Annotated in this window: 12 protein-coding genes; 7 read left to right on the forward strand and 5 right to left on the reverse strand. The window is 69.3% G+C overall.

Annotation, left to right across the window (positions count from 1 at the left end; genetic code table 11):
- The first annotated feature begins 13 nt into the window (after nucleotides 1-13).
- The 3 genes from KF796_15725 to KF796_15735 all read left to right on the forward strand — a co-directional run bounded on the left by KF796_15725 (nucleotide 14) and on the right by KF796_15735 (nucleotide 5,128).
- Nucleotides 14-3,070 (forward strand): DUF11 domain-containing protein, encoded by a 3,057-nt coding sequence (locus tag KF796_15725; GenBank protein MBX3588084.1) that lies wholly within the window; start codon nucleotides 14-16, stop codon nucleotides 3,068-3,070.
- Nucleotides 3,071-3,096: 26 nt separating this feature from the next.
- Nucleotides 3,097-3,792 carry a tRNA (guanosine(46)-N7)-methyltransferase TrmB gene (gene trmB / locus KF796_15730; GenBank protein ID MBX3588085.1) on the forward strand — a complete coding sequence of 232 codons (696 nt, stop codon included), beginning with the start codon at nucleotides 3,097-3,099 and terminating at the stop codon, nucleotides 3,790-3,792.
- A 187-nt stretch (nucleotides 3,793-3,979) separates the two neighbouring features.
- Nucleotides 3,980-5,128, forward strand: coding sequence for an ABC transporter substrate-binding protein (locus tag KF796_15735; protein MBX3588086.1), 1,149 nt, complete (start codon nucleotides 3,980-3,982; stop codon nucleotides 5,126-5,128).
- A 12-nt stretch (nucleotides 5,129-5,140) separates the two neighbouring features.
- Here KF796_15735 and KF796_15740 read toward each other — a convergent pair whose 3' ends face one another.
- Entirely contained in the window at nucleotides 5,141-5,827 is a 687-nt protein-coding gene (locus tag KF796_15740; protein MBX3588087.1) for a methyltransferase domain-containing protein, read from the reverse strand.
- Nucleotides 5,828-5,894: 67 nt separating this feature from the next.
- Here KF796_15740 and KF796_15745 point away from each other — a divergent pair, with 67 nt between their 5' ends.
- The gene (locus KF796_15745) at nucleotides 5,895-6,782 is read left to right on the forward strand and encodes a hypothetical protein (protein MBX3588088.1); all 888 of its coding nucleotides are present in this window, start codon (nucleotides 5,895-5,897) and stop codon (nucleotides 6,780-6,782) included.
- Between the two features lie 10 nt (nucleotides 6,783-6,792).
- Here the strand turns inward: KF796_15745 and KF796_15750 are convergent, their stop codons facing one another.
- A complete protein-coding gene (locus KF796_15750) occupies nucleotides 6,793-7,542 on the reverse strand; it encodes a class I SAM-dependent methyltransferase (protein MBX3588089.1) in 750 nt (249 codons plus the stop codon).
- 48 nt (nucleotides 7,543-7,590) lie between these two features.
- On the opposite strand from KF796_15750, the gene KF796_15755 reads away from it, so the two are divergent.
- Complete coding sequence (locus tag KF796_15755; protein MBX3588090.1) at nucleotides 7,591-7,818, forward strand: acyl carrier protein; 228 nt, start codon at nucleotides 7,591-7,593, stop codon at nucleotides 7,816-7,818.
- Entirely contained in the window at nucleotides 7,805-9,610 is a 1,806-nt protein-coding gene (locus KF796_15760) for an HAD-IIIC family phosphatase (protein ID MBX3588091.1), read from the forward strand. The genes KF796_15755 and KF796_15760 overlap by 14 nt, the downstream gene beginning before the upstream one ends.
- A 19-nt stretch (nucleotides 9,611-9,629) precedes the next feature.
- Here the strand turns inward: KF796_15760 and KF796_15765 are convergent, their stop codons facing one another.
- Nucleotides 9,630-10,457, reverse strand: coding sequence for a class I SAM-dependent methyltransferase (locus KF796_15765; GenBank protein MBX3588092.1), 828 nt, complete (start codon nucleotides 10,455-10,457; stop codon nucleotides 9,630-9,632).
- A gap of 41 nt (nucleotides 10,458-10,498) precedes the next feature.
- On the opposite strand from KF796_15765, the gene KF796_15770 reads away from it, so the two are divergent.
- Nucleotides 10,499-11,443, forward strand: a complete 945-nt coding sequence (locus KF796_15770; protein ID MBX3588093.1) for a class I SAM-dependent methyltransferase — start codon at nucleotides 10,499-10,501, stop codon at nucleotides 11,441-11,443.
- Here the strand turns inward: KF796_15770 and KF796_15775 are convergent.
- Nucleotides 11,382-12,236, reverse strand: a complete 855-nt coding sequence (locus KF796_15775; GenBank protein MBX3588094.1) for a class I SAM-dependent methyltransferase — start codon at nucleotides 12,234-12,236, stop codon at nucleotides 11,382-11,384. The two genes, KF796_15770 and KF796_15775, sit on opposite strands and share 62 nt — an antisense overlap.
- Nucleotides 12,233-17,431: a tetratricopeptide repeat protein gene (locus tag KF796_15780; protein MBX3588095.1), complete on the reverse strand. Its 5,199-nt coding sequence runs from the start codon at nucleotides 17,429-17,431 to the stop codon at nucleotides 12,233-12,235. The genes KF796_15775 and KF796_15780 overlap by 4 nt, the downstream gene beginning before the upstream one ends.
- Nucleotides 17,432-17,435: the final 4 nt, after the last annotated feature.

Below are 17,435 nucleotides of genomic sequence, written 5' to 3' on the forward strand. Positions count from 1 at the left end.
TCCAAAACACACCATGTCGTTCGGAGCCCTCCTGATCCACTGCCTGCGGCACGCGCGGGCAAGCTGCGCGCTGGCGTTGCTCGCGCTGGCCAGCGTCTTCGGCGCGGCCTGGGCGCAGACCTGCGCGGTGCCGGGCTGGGACGGCCCGGTCACCGCCAGCGGGGTCATCAACTCCTACCACGGCGGCAGCGGCAGCCCCTCGGCCGGGGCCTCGTCGATCTCGGTGGCATCGGCCACCGGTCAGCGCACCAACACCCGCGCCCTGCGCGCGGGCGACCTGATTCTCGTCATCCAGATGCAGGACTCGTCCAGCCCGTCCAACGCCGGGCAATACGAGTACGCGCAGATCGTGGCCATCAGCGGGACCACGCTGTCCCTGAACGCGCCGCTGGCCAACTCGTACGCGCAGAGCATGAACACCAGCAATGTGCGCAACTGGCAGGTGGTGTGGGTGCCCCAGTATTCGGCCGCCACCATCAGCGGCACCGTGAGCGCCGACCGCTGGACCATCAACACCTCGACGGGCGTGGCCACAGGAGGCGTGGTGGCCATGGATGTGGCCGGCTCGCTCGCCATCAACGGCACCATCACCGCGGCAGGCTCGGGCTTTCGGGGCGGGGCCGGCTTTCACGGCACGGGCAACCGGGCCGGCGGCGCCTACACCGACACCGACTACAACTTCACCACCACGGTGGCCAGCATGAACGGCGCGCCCAAGGGCGAGGGCATTGAAGGCACGCCTTTCATGGTGTTTGACGGCACGGCCACGCCGGTCAACTACTTCACCCTGCTGGGGCAGGGCTATGCCGCGGGCGCCGCGGGCCGGGGGCCGCGCAGCAACGCCGCGGGCGGCGGCAACGATGGCGAGCCCGTGGCCAGCGGCAACCAGTACAACTCCGGCGGTGGTGGCGGCGGCAACGGCGGCGCCGGCGGCCGGGGCGGCAATGCCTGGAACAGCAACGGCTCCGGCGGCGCGCTCAACCAGCCGCTGGGCGGCAACACTGGCAACGAAGCCGGTGGCCTGGGCGGCAATGCCATGACCAACAGCGCCACGCGCCTGGTCATGGGGGGCGGCGGCGGCGCGGGCACCGCCAACAACGGCACCACACCGGCCAACAGCGTCACCACCTGGCCACCCACCACCTCGACCGTGGCCAATGGCGCCGACGGGCCCATTTCCTCGTCGGGCGCCAGCGGCGGCGGCATTGTGCTGGTGCGGGCCGGCTCGCTGAGCGCCACGGCCGGCGTGATCGACGCCAGCGGCTACAACGCGCACAACAAATCGCCCACCAGCAACACCGACTCGGCCGGCGGCGGCGGCGCCGGCGGCTCCGTGGTCGTGGTCGCGGGCAGCGGCACGGGCGCCGGCCTGACCATCCGCGCCCGTGGCGGCTATGGCGGCCGCTCCGACTATTTCAACCACGGCCCGGGCGGGGGCGCGGGCGGCGGCTACGTGCTGACCAACTTTGCCGGTGCCACACTGGACGTGACGGGCGGGCTCAACGGCCTGGATGCCTGCTGCGGCGGCACCGGGGGCAACGGCAGCCCCAAGGCCTGGAACGCCACCGCCGGCAGCAATGGCGTGAGCTCCACCGGCGGCGGATCGGCCACCGGCGTGCAGAGCAGCTACGCCTGCCTGCCCGTCATCAATGTCACCAAGACCACGCTGACGCCCACCATCACCACCGCCACGGGTGCCACCGCGGTCTACAGCATCAACCTGAGCAACAGCGGCGGCGCCGCGTCCAACGTGTTCCTGCTCGACGCCACGCTGCCCCCGGGCTGGGCCTACACCAGCACGCCGGCGGCCACCTTCACCTACAGCCCGGCGCCACCGCCCGCGGGCAACTCGCCCGCGGCCGGCGCCGAAACCACTTCCGCCGGAACACCGGGGGCGCTGCCCGTGAGTACCGTGGCCACCGCCAACTCGGCCACCGCCGTGTCGCTGCGCGCCTCGGGCTCGGCCCCGGGCGTGACGCCCACCACGGGCAGCAACAACCCCAATTTCGGCAGCTTCTACCTGCCGCAAAACGGCAGCATCACGGTGAGCTTTGTGGCCACCATCCCCAACACGGCCACGGTGGGCACCTACCACAACCCCGCGGGCGTGGTGTTTCTGGACCCCACCCGCAGCAGCACCGCGGTGCGCATGGTGACGCCGGCCAGCCAGGCCAACGCCAACCGCTCGGGCACCAACTACAGCGCCAACACCACCTATGCCAGCGGCGCCACCAGCAGCGTGCTGGGCAGCAACTACAGCGGCCTGGCCGGCGGGCCCACCACGGAAGACGTGCAGTTGCTGCCCGACTTCAGCATCACCAAGACCGCCCCGGCATCGGCCACGCCGGGGCGCACCATCAGCTACACCATCACCCCGCGCAACAACGGCCGCGCCATTGGCAGCCTGACCTACAGCGTCAACCAGGCCAGCGACGTGACCACCGCCAACGTGCCCGCCACGCTGGGCTCCAACCCGGTCACGGTGACCGACACCCTGCCGGCCGGCGTGACGGTGGGCGCGGTGTTCACCGGCACCGGCTGGACCTGCACCGGCACCAGCCCCATGGTGTGCACCCTGGCCAATGCCAGCGCCTACCCCATTGCCGCATCGACCAACTTTGCATCGCTCACCGGCACCGCCACCCTCACGCAGGCCTGCTCGGGCGCCACACCGCAGACCAACAGCGTGGCGATCTCGATTGCCGCGGGCGAAACCCTGACCGCGGACAACACCGCCACCGCCGTCACCACCCCCACCTGCACCACCGCCAACGTGCAGGTCACCAAGACCAATGGCACGGGCTCGGTGGCCTCGGGCAGCACCACCAGCTACACCGTCACCGTGAGCAACCTCGGCCCGGGCAGCGCGGCCGACATGACGCTCACCGACAGTGCGGGCACGGGGCTGAACTGCACCAGCGCCACCTGCGCGGCCGCCGGTGGCGCCGTCTGTCCGGCGGCCTCGATGCCGTTTGGCAGCCTGACCACGGGCGTGCAGATCGCCACCTTCCCGTCGGGCTCGACCGCCACCTTCGTGGTGACCTGCGGGGTCACCGCCACCGGCTTCTAGCGGCCGCCCTCGCCGACAATAGCGCCATGAGCGAATCCCCAGAGACCCCGGTGCCCCACCTGCGCACCATCCGCAGCTTTGTGCGCCGCGCCGGCCGGACCACCATCGCCCAGGCCAAGGCCTTCGAGGCCCTCGGCCCGCGCTTCCTGCTGCCCTACCAGGCCAGCCCGCTGGATGGCGCCAGTGCCTTTGGCCGCGCCGCGCCCACCGTGCTTGAAATCGGCTTTGGCATGGGCGAGGCCACGGCCCACATCGCGGCGCTGCTGCCGGAAAAGAACTTCCTGTGTTGCGAGGTCCATGAACCCGGCGTGGGCGCGCTGCTCAAGCGCCTGGGCGAGCGCGGGCTGACCAATGTGCGCATCGTGGCCCACGACGCGGTGGAAGTGATCGACCAGATGCTGCCACTGGCCAGCCTGGACGGCGTGCACATCTTTTTCCCTGATCCCTGGCACAAGAAAAAGCACAACAAGCGCCGCCTGATCCAGCCCCCGCTGGTCCACCGGCTGGCGCAACGCCTGCGCCCTGGCGGTTACCTGCACTGCGCCACCGACTGGGAGCCCTATGCCCGGCAGATGCTGCAGGTGCTCTCGGCCGAGCCGCTGCTGCGCAACACGGCACCGGAATTTGCCCCCAAGCCCGACTACCGCCCCCTGACCAAGTTCGAGAACCGGGGGCTCAGGCTCGGCCACGGCGTCTGGGACCTGGTGTTCACCCGGGTCTGATCCGCTGCCGGCGGCCGGCCTGGTGCCAGAAAGGGGCCAAAATGGCTTCGAATTGGCTGGGCATGTCCAAGCCGCATGGCCTTATTCACGATTGGCCGCGCGACCACCTTGTCGCCCATCTGGGCCTGGAGTATCTTTGCTGGCATCAAGTTTGCATGGCATTTCCATAACCACAAGGAGTTCAGCTATGAACACCAATCGAAGGAACGTCCTGGGATCGGGCCTGGCCATGACATGGGCCCTATGGGGTGCCAACGCAGCCTGGGCGCAGCCCAAGGGCAGCGGCCCGCGCAAGATCGTGCTCGGCCAGTCGGTGCCCCTGACCGGCGCGGCGGCCGAAATCGGGCTGGCTTTTTCGGCCGGCGCCAAGCTCTATGTTGATGCGTTCAACGAACGCAAGAACAACCCGGGCTGGACTTTCGAGCTGCGCCAGCTCGATGATGGCTACGACCCCGCCAAGGCCGCCGTCAACGCCAAGAAGATGCTCGACGATGGTGCCGACCTGCTGTTCGGCTTTGTCGGCACCGCCAGCGCCGACGCCGCGGCTGCGGTCGCCAAGGCTGACAACGCCATTTTCTTCGCCCCGTTTGCCGCCTCGGACGCGCTGCGCGATGCCTCCCACACCGGGGTCTTCCATGTCCGGCCCAGCCTGGCCGACGAGGCCTACAAGATGGTGCGGCATTGCGCCACGCTGGGCCAGAACCGCATCGCCGTGTTCGCCGAGGACGACGCCATGGGCCGGGCCGGCCTGGCCGCCATCAACAAGGCCATTGCCGACCTCAAGCTGCCGCCGCTCGCCGCCTCGGCCTTCGTGCCGGTCAACAGCGAAAAGGTGGACGCTGCCGTGGCCGCGCTGTTCAAGGCCGAGCCCCAGGCCGTCATCCAGGTCTCGCTGTTCCGGTCCACCGCCTCCTTCATCCGCAAGATGCGCAAGGCTGGCTACGCGGGCTCGTTCATGAACTTTTCCGTGGTGGGCATTGACCCGCTGTTCACCGCGCTGGGCAAGGACATCGGCGGCGTGGTGGTGTCGCAGGTGGTGCCGTCCCCCCGCAGTTCAGCCACGCCCATCGTCAAGGAATACCTGGCCGCCATCGACAACTCGGAGCAGGCGCCCTCCTATGAAAGCCTGGAGGGCTTCATTGCTGCCAAGACACTGTCCGAGGCGGTGCGCCGCGCCGGCAAGGGGTTCGACAAGGCCAAGCTCCAAGCCACCATGGCCAGCATGACCGACTACGACATCGGCGGCTTCCGCATCAACCTGCGCGCGGGCGTGCGGGACTCGGTGCGCGCCATCGACCTGATTTCGATCACCCCTGACGGCAAGATCATCCGCTAGCCAACGTACATCTCAGGCGGGCGCAAACAGCGCAAGGATGTTGTCACCCCGGTCGATCGCCGGCAGCGACGGCATGCCTTGCAACAGCCCCGCGACGCGGTCCACGGCCTCGCTGCGCCCCTGGTCCCAGCTGTCGATGGTTCGGGACCAGACCGGCCTGAGGCCGCAGTCCCGCGCCACGCGATTCAGTTCCGCGGGCGTGAACTCACGAACGTGATGGGGATCGGCCAGCAACAACTCGCCATGGATCCATTTGCCCAGCATGTGCAGCGACGACGCGTTGGGCGTGGTCACCAGCAGCAGGCCATCAGGCCGCAGCGTGCGCCGCAGTTCGCGCAACATATTCCTGACGCCCGAGTAGTTGAAGGCCTCCAGGTCCTTCACGTCCTGGCTGTCAACGTCCTTGATGTGCTCGATGACCTCGGTGCACAGGCTCAGGTGAAAGCAGTGGTCCGGGAACGGCAACGGGCCCCGCAGGTCGACATCGGTGCCGTGGGCCTCCCAGCCGCTTTGGGCCAGGCACGCAGCCACGGGCCCCACCCCACCGGCGTCCAGCACCAGCCCGCCGCCAAGCCCGAGCCCGGTAACGGCGTTCCAGGTCTGCACAAAGCGGCGCCGGTGGTGAACAAAGTATGCTCCACGCTCAAGCCACTCACTGTCGTAATACCGTTCAAATGTCACCGGTTTGCCACCCTTCATCCAGCCCCGCATTGTGGCCGATCGCCTCATTGCGCAGCATTCAGTTTGCCAGCCGGGGGAACGTCCGTTGTCGCAGGTTCTGATGTATGGGGGCCGGACGGCGCAACCGCGAAACGTCCTGGTCTACGGCAACTGCCAGGCCCCTTTCCTGGCGCAAATGCTGGCCGCGCTGGACGACCTGAACGACGACTACCGTTTCGTCTATGCCCCCAACCACGCGCTCCCGGGCGAACAGAAGGCCCCCGAGCCTCCTGACCACTGCTTCGAGAATGTGGCGCTGGCGCTGTGGCAGTTCGAGGAGTACGCCACCAATCCCGCGGCACTGGCGGTCCGGGCCCGGCTGCCGGCCCACTGCCCGGTCGTCACCTACCCCAGCTTCGTGATGGCAAGCCTGTGGCCCTTCGAATGCCCCGAACCGCGCAGCGCCGTGGACCCGGCGTACCCCTGGGGGCGCTACCCCCTGGGCGACATGATCGGCTTGCAGATCAGGGCCACGGGGCTCAGCGGCCCGCTCGCCGTGGCGGCCTACCTTGACCTGTCCCAACAGAAAATGCCGGACTTGGAGGTCCGCCTGCAACGAGACATCGACCGCATGCGCCGCTACGACGCCCAGTGCGACGTCCAGCTTGCCGACTTCGTCGAGGCGAATTTCCGCGACCAGCACCTGTTCTGGACCAGCGGGCACATGTCCGGCGGCGCGGTCAGCGAACTGGCGCGGCGCGTCGCCGCCGCGGCCCGTCCCTACCTGGGCGGCCAGGCCTGCAGGATGGAGACTTGCCTTGCCGCGGTGGAGCTGCCCGGCATGGGCGAACTGCAGATGCCGATTCATCCGCTGGTCATGGACCGGCTGGGGTTGCGCTTTTGCGCGCCCGACATGACCTACCAGTGGTACACCCAGCACTGGACGTTCTACGACTACATGGCGCGCTATATCCCGCTCGACACCGGCTGGTAGAACGCCCCAGCTAGCGCTCGCGCCGCCAGTACCAGCAGCGGCGGTCCACCTGCACCATCGGCTCGTCGATGCCGCGCCCGGCCCTGAATGCGTCCACGGCCGCGCGGCAATCGGTCCATTCGTCCTCGCCGTAGTCGTCAACGATCAGATAGCCCCCGACCGAGAGCCTGTCGTACAGATGCACGAGGCAGTCGCGCGTGGACTCGTGGTAGTCGCCATCCAGCCGGAGGACCGCCAGCCGCTCGATGGGCGCATCGGGCAGGGTGTCCTTGAACCAGCCGGGCAGGAAGCGCACCTGACCGTCCAGCAGGCCATAGCGTTCAAAGTTCGCCCTGACCACGTCAAGCCCCGCCGCGAAGTGCCTGAAGCCGTCGCGCATCAAGGCACCGTGGTGGGCCTTGGCCTCCTTGGGGAATCGCTTTGCGTCGGGTTCGGGCAAGCCCTCGAACGAGTCGGCCGCCCACACGCAGCGATCGGTAACGCCGTGGGCCTTCAGCATCGCGCGCATGAAGATGGGCAGGCCACCACGCCAGACGCCACACTCCATCAGGTCACCGGGCACGCCGCGCCGCAGCACGTCCTCGATGCAGGCCTGGAGCTGGTCCATGCGCGCCATCGGCACCATGGTGACCGCGCTGCCGTTCACGTAGTGCCCCAGAAAGTCAACGAGATAGCGCGCGCCACCCGCCTGGGCATCGGGCTCGGGTGCGTCCAGGGTGGCGGTAAGGCTCTTCTTGAGCCAGTCCAGATCAGGACTCATGGGCAGCATGAGGCAGAATCCCCTGTGGTTTTTGGTGGATGAGAACACATGTCAGACGTACTGGCCCTGGTGGCATCGGTCCTGCAAATTCAACCCGCGGACCTTCGGGAAGACGATGGTACAGAGACTGTCCCGGCCTGGGACAGCCTGAAAACCATCCTGCTGGCCAGCATGATCGAGATCACCTACGGCATCACGCTGGACAACCACGACATTGAACAGCTCACCTCGATCCCGGGTGTCCGGGAGGTGCTGGCCCGACATGGCCGCCAGTGAACTGCCCGGCGCGCTGCGCGCGCGCCTGTCGCAACCCCCATGGACGCCCGCTGACCTGTTTGCCTGCGCCGACGCCCTGCAGCGCTTTGCGCAGGAAGCGGCGGGCAGCGGCGCGGGCGTCGTGCGGGTCGCCGTGGCTGGCGACTTCACGTGCGACCTGCTGGCCCGGGCCATCGCCTGCGCCATGGCACAGGAAGGCGATGTGCCCCTGCTGCATGTGGCCCCCTTCGGCGTGATGCAGCAGGAATGCCTGAACCCGGCCTCTGCCCTGCACGCGTTTGGTCCCGACCTCGTGGTACTGGTCCCTGACTGGCGCGAGGCGGTGCAGCCCTTGCCCCCCGACACGCCCGCCGCGGCGGTCGATGCAGACACCCAGCAGCAGGTGAGCCGCTTCGAGCACCTGTGGGCAGCGCTGGAAGCACGGGGCCGCACCCTCATCCAGCACACCCTGGTGCCGCCACCGCTGCAATGGCAGGGCATCGCCGAACGCCGCAGCGCAGCCGGCCTCTGCAACCGGATTGATGCGCTCAACCGCGCCCTGCTGGAAGCTGGCGCGGGGCGGGTCAGCTGGCTGGAGGCCGACCGGCTGGCGGCCCAGGTGGGGCTCGCGGCCTGGTCGCCAGCGCGGTTCCATTACGCCGGGAAAATCGGCTTCGACCCCAGATTCCTGCCCGACTACCTGCCCTGGTTTCGCGGCGCCTGGCGCGCCGCGACCGGCCGCGCCAGGAAGCTGCTGGTGCTGGACCTGGACGACACCCTCTGGGGCGGGACCATTGGCGACGATGGCCTGGAGGGAATTGCGCTGGGCCCGGACCGCGGCGCCCGGGGCGAGGCATTTGCCGCATGGCAACACTACATTGCCCAGATGGGCCAGCGGGGCGTCATGCTGGCCGTGTGCAGCAAGAACGCACCCGAGCTGGCGGCCAGCGGATTCGACCACCGCTTCAGCGCGCTGCGCCGCGACGACTTTGCCGCCTTCGTCTGCAGCTGGGAAGACAAGGCCACGGGCCTGCGCCAAATCGCTGCCGAACTCAACCTCGGGCTCGATGCCATGGTCTTCGTGGACGACAACCCCGCCGAACGGGCCCTGGTGCAGCGGCTGCTGCCCGAGGTCACGGTGGTGGACCTGGGCACGGACCCGGTCCGCTTCATCGACCGCCTGGAAGCCGGGCACTGGTTCGACTCGCAGGGCCATACCGCAGCCGACCTGCAGCGCACGGCAACCTACGCTGCGCGCCGCGAAGCGCGCGCCGCGCAGTCCACGGCAAGCGACCTTGCGTCCTACCTGGCCGATCTCGACATGGTCGGGCAGCTGGGCCCTGCGCAAACCACCGATCTGCCACGGCTGGCGCAGATGGAGCTCAAGACCAACCAGTTCAACCTGACCACGCGGCGCTATTCACAGGTGGAACTGGCAGGCGCGCTGGGACAGGCCGGCCGCCAGCTTCTCACCTTCCAGCTCAAGGACCGGTTTGGCGACCACGGGCTGGTCGCCTCCCTTGTGGTGGTGCGCGAAGGGGATGCATTGACCATCGACAGCTGGCTCATGAGTTGCCGCGTGTTCGCGCGCTCGGCCGAACAGTTCATTCTGGGTGCGCTTGCAGCCTTGGCCCGCGAACAAGGGGCCACCGTTCTGCGCGGCGAGTACCTCCCCACACCGCGCAACGGCGTCGTGGCCGACCTCTACCCCCGGCTGGGCTTTGCGCCTGCCTGCACGCAGGGGCGGTTCTGGCAACGCGAGCTGGCCGCGCCGCTGGACGACCTCGCCTCGCCCATCCGCGCGGCGTCCTAGCGCTGCTTGCGCCGGGATCTCAGCGCTGGCAACGCTGCATCCAGAAGCTGCCGCCCGCGCCCAGCGCGGGACACCGCGGAAACACCGAGGTCACCGCGTCGCGCTGGCGGCTGAGCATGTAATGCGCCATCCACACCACCTGCCAGTCGTGGTTGAACATCAGGAAGGCATGCAGCAGGTATTGCTCGGTCCAGCTGCGCTGCTCGTCGATGATCCAGGGCCGCGGGTATTCATCGGGCAGGAAGATGTCGTGCAGGTGCACATACACGCCCGGCTTCAGGCGCGGCAGCACCTCGAAGAAAAGGTGATTCACGTCACTGCCGGCCTTGGACACATGGGACGAATCGATGAACAGCAGGTCGCCGGCCTCCAGTTGTTCAAACACGGCCGGGTCGGTTTCTTCGACCCGTGTGGGGAGCAGGCGGGTGATCCCCGGCACCCCCGCGCGCAAAAAGTCGCGCGGATAGGGTTCGATGCAGGTGATGTCCAGCGCGCCGCCAAACAGCTCGCGGTTGGCGTCCGCCATCACCAGGGACGAGAAGCCCGAGCCCACCTCCACGATGCGCCGGGGTTTCAACAGGCCCAGCGCCCCGTACAGAAACTCGGCGTCGAGCACCGGGAACATGCCATTCATGTAGTAGTAACGGCCAGGCTCGGCCGGTGCGTCGACGGGGTAGTCGATGCCGCCCACATGGGGCCGCAGGCGCTCCAGCAGCGCGAGTTGCGCCGGTTCGCGAATGTCCACGCCCGACAGCTTGTCCCGCAGCGCCCAGACCTGGCCCTCACGGCGCAGCAGGTCAGCAGGATCGGGGATGGCGGAGTAGAAATGGCCGGGGGGAAAGCCCACGCAATGTCCTTTGGAGCAGGCCTATTGTAGGATTCGCACGCATGCTTGATGCCCACCTCTCCGCCCAGCTGGATGCCGCCTGGGGCAATCCTGACTCCTGGGTAGCCAATGGCCTGCAATGGACCCATCTGGAAGAAGTTCGCGCCCTGATCAACCGCCGGGTCAGCGGTGACGCGGCCATCGGGCCACTGGCCTGGTTCGCCCGCCATCTGGCCACCAGCGGCGCCCTGCCCCTGGGCCGCGTGCTGGTGCTGGGCTGCGGTGCCGGGCGGGTCGAGCGTGAACTGCACGAGCGGGGTTGGGCACGGGAGATCGTGGCATTCGACCTGTCCCCCAAGGTACTCGCCGTGGCGCGCGCGAGCGCCGCCGGCATCGCCGCGATTGAATACGTCCAGGCCAACATGGACGAGCTGCCCCTGGGCGAGCCGCCGTTCATGCCCGGCAGTTTTGACGCCGTGCTGGGCATTGCCAGCGTGCACCATTGTTCGCGCTTGCACGCGCTGTTCAGCGCCGTCTCGCGCCTGCTGGTGCCCGGCGGCTGGTTTTTCCTGGACGAATATGTCGGGCCAGACCGGTTCCAGTACTCCCCCACCCACATGGCCCAGGTCTGCGCTCTGGCCGACCTGCTGCCCGACCGGCTGCTCACCACGCGCGGCGGCGAGGTCAAGCGGGGCTTCAGGGCACCGACGGTGGACGAAGTCATTGCCGTGGACCCGAGCGAGGCGGTCTGTTCATCGCAGATCCTGCCGCTGCTGGGCGAGCAGTTCGAGGTCGTGGCGCAACGGCCCTATGGCGGCTCACTGCTGCATCTGTTGCTGGCCGACGTGGCCCAGAATTTCCAGCCGCCCGAGGCCAGGCCCTGGCTGCAGGCACTGATCGACGCCGAAGAGGAGCTTGACCGGCTCGGCGCGCTGGAGCAGCACTTCAGTTGCGTGGTGGCACGCCAGCGTCACGCAGCCAGCGGCGCACCCAGCCGGCCTCGCTGACCCCCAGGGGCCCGGCGACCATGGCGGGCCGCTCGACGATGCGCTGGGCACCGACCCCTGCATAGGCCTGAAGAATGTCATTCTTGCGCTCGCGCAGCACCTGTGAACGCGGGTCCAGCCCGGCCACCAGCGTGAAGCCGGTCGGCGCGATGGGCAGGGTCACCACCCGCAGCTCGGGGCGCAAGGCCCGCAGGCAGGAAAGGATCTTCCATCCGTCCCCGGTGTAGAAGCCTGACTGCCGCTCCTCTGTGGCGGTCCTGGCGGTCAGCGGCAGCGTGTCGTGAAGCACCATGACGGCGCCCGGCGCGGCCCATCGCTCCAGACCGATGAAGTCCTCGAGCACGCTGCTGAACCGGTGATCGCCGTCGACAAAGGCCAGGTCAAACCCCTGCTCCGACAGCCCGCAGCCCTCGGGGGGCGAGCGAAGGAATTCCGCGCTGGCCTGGCGGTACAGGCGGGTCGGTGCGGTGCACGCCGCCAGCGGGTCACCGGCCGGCACCGGGTCGATTCCGAGGGCCTGCGTCGGCGGCAGGGCCAGCTTGAGCGATTCGCCTTTTTCAACACCGATCTCCACGTAAAGCCGTGGCTGCAGTTCACGGTGCAGCCAGGCCAGCCAGTGGCGGTAGTCCGGCCCGGGCCAGCGCAGCCGGGCCAGCGCCAGATGCACCCGAGGCAGATTGGGCTCCTGGGCCAGTGCCTGCCAGAGCACGGCTTGCGCGCGCGCCGCCTGCCCCTGGGCCTGCAGCAGGGCAAATCGGGCAAGCGCGGGGCGCTCCAGCGGGTGGGCCGTCATGGGACCTCCTGCACCGATCCCCCGGCAGCCCGGCCCAGCACCCGGTGCAGGGCCTGCGCGAACAGCTCGGGGGAATAGCGCAGCGCACATTGCTCCCAGGCGGCGGCCTGCTGGCGCTGCCAGGCTGCGTCGTCCTCCAGCAAACGGGCCACGGCGGCGGCAAAAGCCCTGGCATCCCGCGCCCCCACCACGTCCAGACCATCGCGCCAGCCCAGCTGGCGCACCAGCAAGGCCGAGGCCACCGCGGGAATGCCGCTGGCCGCGGCTTCGATCACCTTGGCGGGCACGCCACCGGCAAAGCGCACCGGTGCGATGAACACACGGGCCGCGTCGTAGTGCGGCTCCAGCGCCTCCTGCGGCCCAAGCACCCTGACATGGGACCCTGACTGCGCCATCACGGCATCGGACAGGCACACGCCCACCACCGAGAGCACCGGGGGCTCATTCAGGCGCTCCCGCAGCAGGGGCATCACCTCACGGATGAACCACAGCAAACCGTCCTCGTTGGGTGTGCCAGGATGCAGGGCGCCCACAAACAGCAGGCCGCGCCGGCCCGCCAGACCAGGCGCGTGGCGCCGCACCGCGATGCTGTGGCTGAGAATCTCGACGCGGTGGCCCGCCGCTTCAAAATAGCGGGCGTCCCGCTGCGAGACCACGAGCACATCGCTGGCGCCGGCGGCCAGCGCCATTTCGGCGTCGATCCGGGCCTGGGCTGCCTGGCGCGTCAGGGGTCGTCGCTGCACCCCGGCCATGGCAATCTCGCGCAGCGCGAAAAGCGCCTCGGCGTCATAGACCAGGCGCATGCCAGCAAAAAGCTCGGGCCGCCGCTGGCGCAGGGGCTCGATCGCCTGCAGGTTGGGCGGCCGGCTGACCAGCAACACGTCGTACACCCCGCGGCGCCGCTCCAGAAACGCCTCCAGGCCCGCCAGGCCATGACCCAGCGCGACTTCCACGCTGCGCGGAATGGAGCGGTAGACCGCGCGCCAGTCGTCATGCAGCGTCCACAGCGGAAACAGCGTCACCGGCCAGTCGGCGAGCGCCTGCAACATCAGCCGGGCGCGGGGCAGGCCGCCCCCCTTGAACATGTGCGGTACCTCGTTCTCCAGGAAGAGCACGCGCGGGCGGCGAACCTGGTCCTCGGGCGAGCGCCAGCGGTCGCCATCCAGTGGCAGTGCCTGTGGCCGGGGCTGGCCCTTGAGCTGGGCGGCATGGCGCTGGCGGAACACCTCGCGGTTGCGGTCCATGAGCCGGGTGGCGCTGTCGCCGGTCGCGCTGCCCCACTCCAGATGTTCCAGCAGCACCGTGGGCTCATACACCACCCGCAGGCCGGCCCGCCAGACCCGCAGACAATAGTCGGTGTCTTCGTAGTAGGCCGGCGCATACACCTCGTCGAAGCCGCCCAGCATGCGCCACACCGCGGCCGGCGTGACGAGGAAGACACCTGAGACATAGTCGGTGGCCCGCGAGGCCAGCGCGGCATGGCCAAAGGGGTCTTCGCCGCGGCCTATGCCGCCAGCCAGCCCGTTCGCGAAGACCACGTTGCCCGCCTCCTGCAAGCCGCCATCCGTCAGCACCACGCGGCCCCCCAGCGCGCCGATGCCGGGGTCGCTGTCCAGAGCCTCGCAGGCATGGGCCAGCGCGCCCTCGAGCAGGATGGCGTCGCTGTTCAGGAACACCAGATGGCGCCCGCGGGCCGCCTCGGCCCCCTGCCGCGCCGCGAGCAGGAAGCCCGTGTTCTGTTCATTGCGGATCACGCGCGCGCCCTTCAGGCAGGCCAGGAGTTCGGGCGTGCGATCCGCCGAGGCGTTGTCGACAATCAGCGTTTCGAAGTTCACGCCGCTCTGGTCCGCCAGGGCCTGCAGCGTGCGGCGGGACAGCCCCGCCTGATTGAACAGCACGACAATCACCGACAGGTCCGGCACTCCCTGCACCCCGAGACCGGGCAGATCGACGGTGCGCGGCAGCCGCAGCCAGGCGTCCAGCGCCTTTTGCGCCTGCAAGCGGGTGTGTGCCTTGAGGCTGTCCACCACGCCATCACCGCAACGCCGTTCCTTCAGTTGCGCGCAGATCGCCTCGATCTGCGAAGCCACGCGGCGTCCGTCCACCAGCGCCGAATCAAGGATGCGGGCACGCAGGCCCCGGCGGTGGGCCGCCAGGCCCGGCACATCAGCCGCCAGCTTCAGCGCGAGGGCGCAAAAGTCATCGACCGTGTCCGCCACCCACCCTGGCATGCCCAGCGCATGCAGCACCGACGCCCCCTGGCGCGCGCCTGCCCAGCCCCCCGCCAGCGTGACCACGGGCACGCCCATCCACAGGGGATCGAGCAGGCTCAGCCCGCCGTTGCCCGGGAAGCTGTCCAGCACCAGGTCAATGCGGCCCAACCATTCCAGATAACCGGCGTGGGGCATGAACGGATGGAAGAAGACCCGCCCCTCGCTGACCCCGTGGGCCTGCATGCGCGACAGGATCTCGCGGCGCAGGGGCCAGTCGCCCGCCACCTCGCCCATGAAGCGGATCGATGATTCAGGGCTGCCGGCCACGATGCACGCATAGGCATCGAGGCAGGCCGCTCCCAGCTTGAGGCTGCGGGCCGTGACGCCAAAGGTCACCGAGCCCCGGCCCAGCACGGGCGGGGCGCCAACCGCGGGCGCGCTCGCGGGAGGGTCCCAGCACCACTGGCCGCCCTGGATGCGGCACACCTCTTCGTCGTAGCAGGCTTCCTGGTGTTCGGGCACCGAGACCGCGTCGGCCAGCAGCGCGTCGAACAGGCCGCCCGCCGGGCCCCAGCAACCGAGCCAGCCCATCTGCACCGGTGCCAGGCGCCGCGCATAGGCGTGCAACAGCGCGAACTGGCCTTCGAACGGATGAAGCCCGCCGGCATCGATCACCACGTCGATCCGGTTGGCCGCGCACGATTCAGCCAGGGTCTCGGGCACCAGGGGCTGCAGGTGAATGTGCGCCGGCAAGTCGGGGCATGGCTGGTTGGTGTAGAGAAACACCTGGGCGCGATCCCCGGAATGGGCCGCGAGCACGCGGCGCAACAGGCTCTGGTGCAACTGGCCCGCCACATAGGCGATGCGTGGCCGCCGATCAAACACCAGCGGGCGCTGGGGCTGCGGCAAGCGGGCAAGGCCGCTGCGCACCTTGAGGCTGCGGTACCAGTGACGGGCCTGCAGGGCCAGCCCCGCGATGTCGGACCCCGCGCTGAGCGACGCCGCATACAGCGTGGACAGCCCGGTCCACGGGTCTTCGTCAAGGTCGTCCGTAGCGATCTGCGAGAGATTCACCAGGCTGGACTGCCCCTGCATGTAGTTTGCTTCGAGCAGGGCCTCGCGCAGGCTGCCGCGCAGCAACTCGGCGGGCACCAGCGGCAAGAGTGCGCGCGCTTCACGGCTGCCCAGCCCGGCCAGGCGCAAGGTGACCTTGATGGCGTCCGCCGCATGCCGGTCCCGCCGCAGCAGGTGGGCACAGGCCTCGGCCGCCCCCGCCTCACCCGCCTCGACCATCAGGCGCGCCTTGAGCAGCAACGCGGGCGGCCAGTCGGCTCGTTTTGTGAGCAGGGCCTGCACGCCGGCCAGCGCGGCACCGAACTGGCCACTGCGCCGCTGCGCCTCGGCCAGCTCCAGTTGAGGCACGGGGTTCTCGGGCTGGATTTCGGTGGCGCGCAGAAAGGCCAGCTGGGCCTGAGCCGGCCGGGCTGCGTTCAGCATCACCCAGCCCAGTTGCCGCAGCCCGTCGACGCGGTCTGGTGCCAGCCGCAGGGCGTGCGTCACCGCGAGTTCAGCGTCGGCCAGCCGCCGCTGGCGCAAGCGCACCTCGCACAGCGCGCGCCAGGCTTCCGCCGAATCCGGTGCGTGCGCCACCGCGCGCTCGGCCCAGCCCTGTGCCTCGGCAATCTGGTTCGCATGGGCGAACACGAAAGCCGCCTGGACCTGGGCCGCGCTGTCGCCGGGCAGGCGCCTCACCAGCGCACGCACGGCTTCGACAGCATGCGCGACGTTGCCCAGATCCAGCGCCAGCCAGCCCTGCATGCGCAAGGCTTCAATGTGGCCCGGGGCCATGGCAAACACATGCCGCAGCGTGCGCTGCGCCATCTGCAGACGGCTCCGCCGCCACTGGGCCACGGCCAGCAGGCGCCGCAGCTCCACAGCCCCTGGCTGCCGCCGCAGGCGCCTGAGCAAGACAGCACGCGCGGCCTGCAGTTCGCCCAGGTCCAGCAGCACCTGCGCCATCAGGTCCTGGGCAGCCAGGTGGCCGGGGTCCTGGTCCAGCAGCAGGTCCAGCAGCCACCGGGCTCCGGCAAACCGGCCCAGCTCGCGCTGGACCCGCGCCCGCCGAAGCAGCACGTCGGCCATGGCCGGCGCCACGGCTTGGGCCCGGGCCAGTGCTTCATCCGCCTCCTCCAGGTCACGCAAGTCGTGAAGCACGCCACCCAGCAGAGCCCAGGCCGCGGCCCGCTGCGGATGGGCCTGGACGAGGTCACGGGCATTTCGCCTGGCGCCCTCCAGATCGCCTCGGCTGCGGCAGCGACGGATCAGTTCAGTGAGCAGCTCCGCATCGAGCGGCCACTGGTCCAGCGCCCGCTGCAAGACCGAATCGGCCTCATCCCTCTCCTGCAGTTCGAGCAGGCACTGCGACAGGTGCAGGTGCAGCCGGGCCTGCTCGGGCGCCGCCGAATGAAACGCCTGGATCGCCTCGCGGTAGGCCTGGATGGCGGGAGCATGGAACCCTCTTTGCTGCTGCAGCCAGCCCATCTGCATCCAGCGCTGGGGCAGCTTCTGGTGGGCCATGGCGTGGGCCGCCCAGGCAACCGCCTCGTCCAGCCGACCCAGGTCGTGCAGGGCCCAGGCCAGGGCATGGGCGGCCTCGTCGAGCGAGTCGTCCAGTTCGCAGGCGCGGCGAAAGGCATCGGCCGCGGCGGCCGTGTCGCCACGCTGCTGGTGAAGGTAGCCGGCATACCAGTGCAAGGGGGCATGACCAGGCGCCTCATCAAGCGCGGGCAGCAGAACGGCGGCGGCTTCGTCGCCACGGCCGGCCTGGATCAGGAAAAAACCCAGGGCGGCGCTGGCCTGGCTCGGCGGGCGGCCGCCGGCACATGCCTGTCTGGCCTCAAGGATCGCCGCCTCCAGATCGCCCGCGGCAAAAAGCTGCCACCCCTGTCTGACGCGTTCCAGCGCGGAGGGCCCGGCACTCATGATG

It is taken from the genome of Ramlibacter sp. (assembly GCA_019635435.1).
In the GTDB taxonomy this organism is placed as follows: domain Bacteria; phylum Pseudomonadota; class Gammaproteobacteria; order Burkholderiales; family Burkholderiaceae_C; genus JAHBZM01.

Bases quoted from the DNA above. Each gene is read 5' to 3' on its own strand.
- KF796_15725 (MBX3588084.1), top strand. From the start codon at position 14: ATGTCGTTCGGAGCCCTCCTGATCCACTGCCTGCGGCACGCGCGGGCA.
- trmB (MBX3588085.1), top strand. From the start codon at position 3,097: ATGAGCGAATCCCCAGAGACCCCGGTGCCCCACCTGCGCACCATCCGC.
- KF796_15735 (MBX3588086.1), top strand. From the start codon at position 3,980: ATGAACACCAATCGAAGGAACGTCCTGGGATCGGGCCTGGCCATGACA.
- KF796_15740 (MBX3588087.1), bottom strand. From the start codon at position 5,827: ATGAAGGGTGGCAAACCGGTGACATTTGAACGGTATTACGACAGTGAG.
- KF796_15750 (MBX3588089.1), bottom strand. From the start codon at position 7,542: ATGAGTCCTGATCTGGACTGGCTCAAGAAGAGCCTTACCGCCACCCTG.
- KF796_15755 (MBX3588090.1), top strand. From the start codon at position 7,591: ATGTCAGACGTACTGGCCCTGGTGGCATCGGTCCTGCAAATTCAACCC.
- KF796_15760 (MBX3588091.1), top strand. From the start codon at position 7,805: ATGGCCGCCAGTGAACTGCCCGGCGCGCTGCGCGCGCGCCTGTCGCAA.
- KF796_15770 (MBX3588093.1), top strand. From the start codon at position 10,499: ATGCTTGATGCCCACCTCTCCGCCCAGCTGGATGCCGCCTGGGGCAAT.
- KF796_15775 (MBX3588094.1), bottom strand. From the start codon at position 12,236: ATGACGGCCCACCCGCTGGAGCGCCCCGCGCTTGCCCGATTTGCCCTG.
- KF796_15780 (MBX3588095.1), bottom strand. From the start codon at position 17,431: ATGAGTGCCGGGCCCTCCGCGCTGGAACGCGTCAGACAGGGGTGGCAG.